Source organism: Pseudoalteromonas sp. TB51 (genome assembly GCF_000498055.1).
Classification (GTDB): domain Bacteria; phylum Pseudomonadota; class Gammaproteobacteria; order Enterobacterales; family Alteromonadaceae; genus Pseudoalteromonas; species Pseudoalteromonas atlantica.
The window spans coordinates 1-5659 of record NZ_AUTO01000056.1 but is presented as its reverse complement, the minus strand read 5'-3'; the positions used below and the strand labels follow the sequence as shown (position 1 = coordinate 5659).

The following is a 5659-nucleotide window of genomic DNA, read 5'->3' as shown; positions in this document are numbered from 1 at the left end:
ATTTGGTAAAACACTAAATAATCTATGGCTAGACCAATAATGAGTAAGCCACCTAGCAGATTAAAAATTGAGATACTTCCTTGCGCTGCATTACATACCCAAAGCATAGTCAACAGACTGGCACTTAATGTTATCACCTGCACAGTGCCAATCCGAAGGCCAAATTTATAGCTAAATAAAACAAAGCAAATAACAATGGCCACGCCCAATGTAAGCAATAAATACTGGCTGTAGTTTTCAAGTAGGCTACTGATTTGCTCAGGCTTGTTATATATAAACGCATCTTCAAAAGCATTAACGTTAGAAATTAGCGCTTGCGTGGATATTCCCGATACAGAAAACCAAGTAACAGCCTTATTAGGCTCAACAAACATTTGTGCATTTAAAAGTGCTGAAAAATGACTATTTGCTAAAGCATCGTAACTCAAAAGTTCTGTGTTAGCTGACTCAACTTTTATACCTGCATATTTTTCAGTGATAGTTAACACATCGTTTTTAACAGCCCCATTAAAGAGCGCTAAATTATTTTTTTGCGTGCGCTTACTAGGTAACCAACGCTTAATAGCATTGTGTTTAAGATGTGGGTTAATACGCTTTAAATCATCTATTAATTGCTCTTGCTTTTGCAATAGTTGTTCAGCATTTGATGCAAATAAAAATACAATGTGGGCATCTAACTGTCCCAATAAAGTTAAATGCTTTTGCTCATTAAGTATTAGTTGCTGTGGGCTTGCATTTAGTAAACGTACATCGTTGTTAAATGAAAAGGGTTTAAGATAAAACAAAAACATTAACACCAGCCCCAATACGAGTATAACCGATTGCTTATAACGGTTAAAGCGCACCATTAAACGTAATAACTGCTGACTTTTAATCAAACTTCGCTCAGAGAGCACAAGCTTAGATTGCCAGATAGGTAATATAATTAATGTGAATAACCAAGCGCTCGCAAGCCCAGCAATTACAAACACTGCTACTTGCGATAAAAGTGAAATTGGCGCACCTAATAAACAGCTATAGCCTAGGCCTGTTGTAATAAAAGATAAAAGCAAAGCTGTTTTTGTGCCTTTACTTAACCCACTACTTTGGTAAAAACTGTTGCCATACGCTAAATCAGTCATCGCATGAAATGCATAATCAATAGCTATACCGATTAGGGTTACAGCAAAAACCAGTGTTAATAAATGAATCGAATTAAACACAAATACCATGGCCGTAGCACCACCAGCCAGTGCACTAAGTACGGTTAAGCTTGCAAGCAAAATGCTACTGACTTGCCTAAATACCCAAAACACCATTAAAAGTAATGCGATTACACTAAGGCCACCAAATAAGCTCATTTCATACTTAGCTTGCTGAGCGTTTTCAGCTGTATGAAAAAGAGCACCTGAATAGCGAATAGTGGTCTGTGGGTACGTATCATTTAAACTTTCAAGCTTATTTTTAATGCTGCTCGCAAGCTTAATAGACTCATCAATTGGGAGGCTATTGTTAGGAATGGTAGCCAATATAACAGCATAATCAGTATGATTTAGACGGCGCGTTAACCGCTCATTTTTTAAAGAGAATAACTGACTTTGTTTTAAATTATCGCCTATAAATGCAGCAAGACTTAAACTAATATCGGCTTTTAGGGTGGCACTTACAAAAGGGTTTCCTAATTGATTTAATTGAGTAAGGTAAAATGACTCAAACTGTGCTTTATCAACCATACTATTTTTATAATTGTCGCTAAGCAGCGCATGTTGATAGGCAGAGAACACTGAAGATAACTGCACAATGCTTGGCAGTTCAAAGCTATTTTTTATATCACGTTTTAACAGCCATGATTTAAGCTCGTCATGTGCTAAGTTTTTACCATCACCAGTAAATGAAAACATAATACGGTTTGCATTTTTTTTAAAAAAGACCTCTTCGCCGTACGCCAATTGAGAATGTGATTTTGGTAATAAACTAAACATATCAGCATTTAATACAGGCTTAGTGATATACAAAGCAGCACAAAGTAAAACAGCTAAAAAACCAAACCATGTAATAAGTACACTAATACGTTTAATCACATCACTTTTCCGAAGGTTACTTACACTTATTAATTATTAGGTGTATTTGCATAAGAAAACTCTATTACTGTGTTACTACCCGAGTGCTCATTTAAGGTTATACTTTGTACACGCTGGTTATTTTCACAAAGAATAAAATGGCTAAACAGCTGTTTTAATAGCGTATCTTTTGGCTTTAATAATAAACAGCCTGTTTGATTTGTTACATCAAAACGCGCATATAAGGCTTTCATATCTAATGCGAGTAAGTCAGTTAATAAGCCTACAAACTGCTCGCTGCCAGGCTGAGGAGTAAGCTCACCCTCTTTATTTTTCACAAATACTTGGCCATTCTCGATTAGTAATGTACTTTGCACTGGTGTTTTTACATACCAAAGCAGCTTTTCCCCTTCAAGTGTAAACTCCCCTTTAGAGATGAATGGTTTAGAGAAGCCGGCAAAATGCTTTAATTGCTTAAATTCACCCGAAACTGTCGTAGCAGCTAATAAACTGGCACTAAAAAAAACAAAATAAAGACAACTTACAAACACACAATTTTTTAAATAATTCATAGCATCATCCAATATTAGCTAAGTATTTTTGCAAGCTTATCAACTATCACCGCTGGTGAGGCAAACTGCATTTCTTTAGTCGATATCTCAACAGCAACTTGAGTTGTAGTCGCTTTAGTAATACGCTTATTCGTTATGGCATCTGTAATTATATAATCAATTTTTAATCGGTTTTCGAACTCTTTTAAATACGCGGTCACTTTAATTTTTTGGGTAAATATGGCGGATGCCACGTACTTAATTTGCATATCCACTATTGGCCACGCATAACCCGACTCCATCATTTGAGGATAGTCGTAATCAAATAATCGCAGTAACTCACAGCGAGCCACCTCTAAGTAGCGAGGGTAATTACCATGCCATACAACATTCATCGGATCGCAGTCATGAAATGGAATTTCAATTTCCACTTCATGAGTTAGCAAAGCGCCTTTACTATTCATATAAAGCCCAACGTTTTTCTTGAATATAACTAATGGTTTGTCTAAGTACCGCTTCCATTGGCCTATCTTCAGTTAGGTTTTCGAAATAATGAGTTATGTCAGTATACATCGCTTGCATATCTGCAGTTAAACTTGAAAATTCAAGTTCGCCTTGTTTAATACGCAGCCTCACTCCTTGAATACTTGCTAGTAACGTACTTGCAATAACCTGCTCTGTAAGCTGTAAAATACGCAAACAATCACGTGAGGCAATAGTCCCCATACTTACTTTATCTTGATTATGGCACTCAGTAGAGCGAGAAAATACACTTGCAGGCATCGTTAACTTAAGCGCTTCAGCAGTATAGGCACTGGCGCCTATTTGCACGGCTTTAAAGCCATGATTTATGTAACGACGTTCAGCCTCACTGTCTGATAAATTTGATGGTAATCCATCATTAAATTTAGTATCGACCAATGAAGCGATTTGCCTGTCAGCTAAATCTGCCAGATTTGCAATCGCCGTTTTCATACTATCCATTGCCATTGCAATGTGGCCGCCATAAAAATGGCCACCATGAAGTACATGCTCACCCTCGCCATCAATAATAGGGTTATCGTTTGCAGAATTAAGCTCGTTTTCTATCATCTGCCTGAAAAATGGCAAACTATCTTGCAATACACCAATAACATGCGGTGCACAGCGAATAGAGTACCTATCTTGCAGTCTATCAGCGTTACGAGGATGGTCATGATGGTTTAAATCATCTCGTATCCATTTAGCAACTTGTTGCTGCCCAGGATGAGGCTTAACAGAGAATAAAATTTCATCAAAATGATGACTATTACCTTTAAGAGCAAGGCTAGACAATGCAGTAATCCTACTTGCAAGTTTTGCTAAGTAATTGGCTCTATCAAACGCTAAACAAGCCAGTGCGGTCATCACAGCTGTACCATTCATAACTGCAAGCCCCTCTTTTGGGCGAAGCGTTAAAGGCTTTAAACCAGCCGCTTGCATTACCTGTGCGCTGTTAAGTATTTTATCTTTGTAAAAAACATCACGTTCACCAACCATAGCACCTGCTACATACGACAGTGGGGTTAAATCACCGCTAGCGCCTACCGAGCCTTCTTGAGGAATAACAGGTACTATATCAAGGTTTAAATAGTCTTTGAGAAGATTCAGCATTTCCCAGCTTACGCCAGAATAGCCTTGTGAAAGTGATGCTAAGCGCGTAGCTAAAATTGCACGCCCTTGCACTTTATTAAACACATCGCCTAGTCCACAACCATGAAAGCGCGTTAAATGTAATGGCAGCTCATCAACTAAGTTAAGTGGCACAGGAACCGTGACTGAGTCACCATAGCCTGTAGTTACCCCATAAATCACACCATCTTCTTTGAGTAGAGAGTCTAAAAAGCTAAGCGCGCTATCAATTTTTGCGCTAAATTGCTCGCAGCCACTTAATTGCACCTGAGTATTTTGATGTGCAATATTAACAATATCTTCAATAGAAAGTTGTTGGTTTCCAAAAAGCTGTACTTCCTGAGCTGACACTCTACTTCTCCTTTGCATTGCTGCGTTCTACTTGCTGATCGTTTTGCCAAAAATCATAAAAATTAAACCACTGATAAGGATACCGCGCGGCATAAAAGCCTAAACGTGCAGAAAAATCTGTAATTACAGTGGTTAATAGACCTTGCCTTTGTGAGCGGGGTATTTTTAATGTTTGGCTATAATGTTCAAAAATCACATGATACTTTTTTGTTTTTTTATCTTTTAAGCAAAATAAAAAGTAAACGGGGCAATCTAATAATGCAGCTAATATAAAAGGCCCTTGAGAAAAAGATGCTGGCTTACCTAAAAACTCAACACGTGTTGATCGCTCACCCGTTGTAGCGCTTGTTCTATCACCAACAATAACGACTATTTCACCCTGCTCTACTTTATCTTTTAATAAAATAGCTAGATCAGGCCCCATATCGCTCACTTGAATTAAGTTAACCGACACCGCAGGGTTAATTTTTTTAAGCATTTTATTAAATTCAACAGCGTGATGAGTAAATACAAGCACATTAATTTTTTTACTGCTGCGATGCTGGCTCAGTGCTCTACATACCTCAAGGTTACCCAAGTGAGAGCCAATAAAAATGGCCCCTTGCTGTTGCTCATTTAAATCAATAAACAGTTGTTCATTAGTATATTGGATATCCTTTTTTGAAATTCGACCGAGCCAACCATCAATTTTATCAAGGGCGCTATCGGCAAAACTACAAAAATGCATAAGCTGTTGTTTAAAAGTTACTTTACGCTCAACATTATTGTAATTATTAACTTGGACTAAAAACTGCTTAGAAGCCGCGCGTGCAACTTTACCGGTAATAAACAAATAGCAAACAACCGGGAACAAAATAACCCACAGCCCTTTACGACCAAGTACTTTATGGGCAAATAGTAATATTTGTATACCTAAAAAGTTACCTCGCTCTTGCATTTTAGACCAATGTTTAACGGCCATAACGTCTCTTATATTTATGCCATAGTAAAACAGGTGAACGAAGCAGCATGCCAAAAAATAAACGCGTATGTAACCACGAAATACGCACATTATCTTGGAGTGGCTGG

At 37.7% G+C, this 5659-nt stretch carries 5 protein-coding genes and 1 pseudogene; all 6 read right to left on the bottom strand.

Features of this window, described 5'->3' with window-relative positions:
- On the bottom strand, window positions 1-2060 hold a 2060-nt coding region (locus L650_RS0101995; RefSeq protein WP_029772000.1), incomplete at its 3' end, for a hypothetical protein.
- Window positions 2061-2089: 29 nt separating this feature from the next.
- On the bottom strand, window positions 2090-2611 hold the full coding sequence (locus L650_RS0101990; protein WP_029771999.1) for an outer membrane lipoprotein carrier protein LolA: 522 nt from the start codon (window positions 2609-2611) through the stop codon (window positions 2090-2092).
- A gap of 14 nt (window positions 2612-2625) precedes the next feature.
- Complete coding sequence (locus tag L650_RS0101985) at window positions 2626-3054, bottom strand: acyl-CoA thioesterase (protein ID WP_029771998.1); 429 nt, start codon at window positions 3052-3054, stop codon at window positions 2626-2628.
- Window positions 3047-4609: a histidine ammonia-lyase gene (gene hutH / locus L650_RS0101980; RefSeq protein ID WP_085065398.1), complete on the bottom strand. Its 1563-nt coding sequence runs from the start codon at window positions 4607-4609 to the stop codon at window positions 3047-3049. Before hutH ends, L650_RS0101985 begins: the two co-directional genes overlap by 8 nt.
- The gene (locus L650_RS0101975) at window positions 4593-5552 is read right to left on the bottom strand and encodes an acyltransferase (protein ID WP_029771996.1); all 960 of its coding nucleotides are present in this window, start codon (window positions 5550-5552) and stop codon (window positions 4593-4595) included. The genes hutH and L650_RS0101975 overlap by 17 nt, the downstream gene beginning before the upstream one ends.
- Window positions 5542-5659, bottom strand: a pseudogene (locus L650_RS24410) (glycosyltransferase family 2 protein); the annotation flags it as partial. The gene L650_RS0101975 and the pseudogene L650_RS24410, both read right to left, overlap by 11 nt.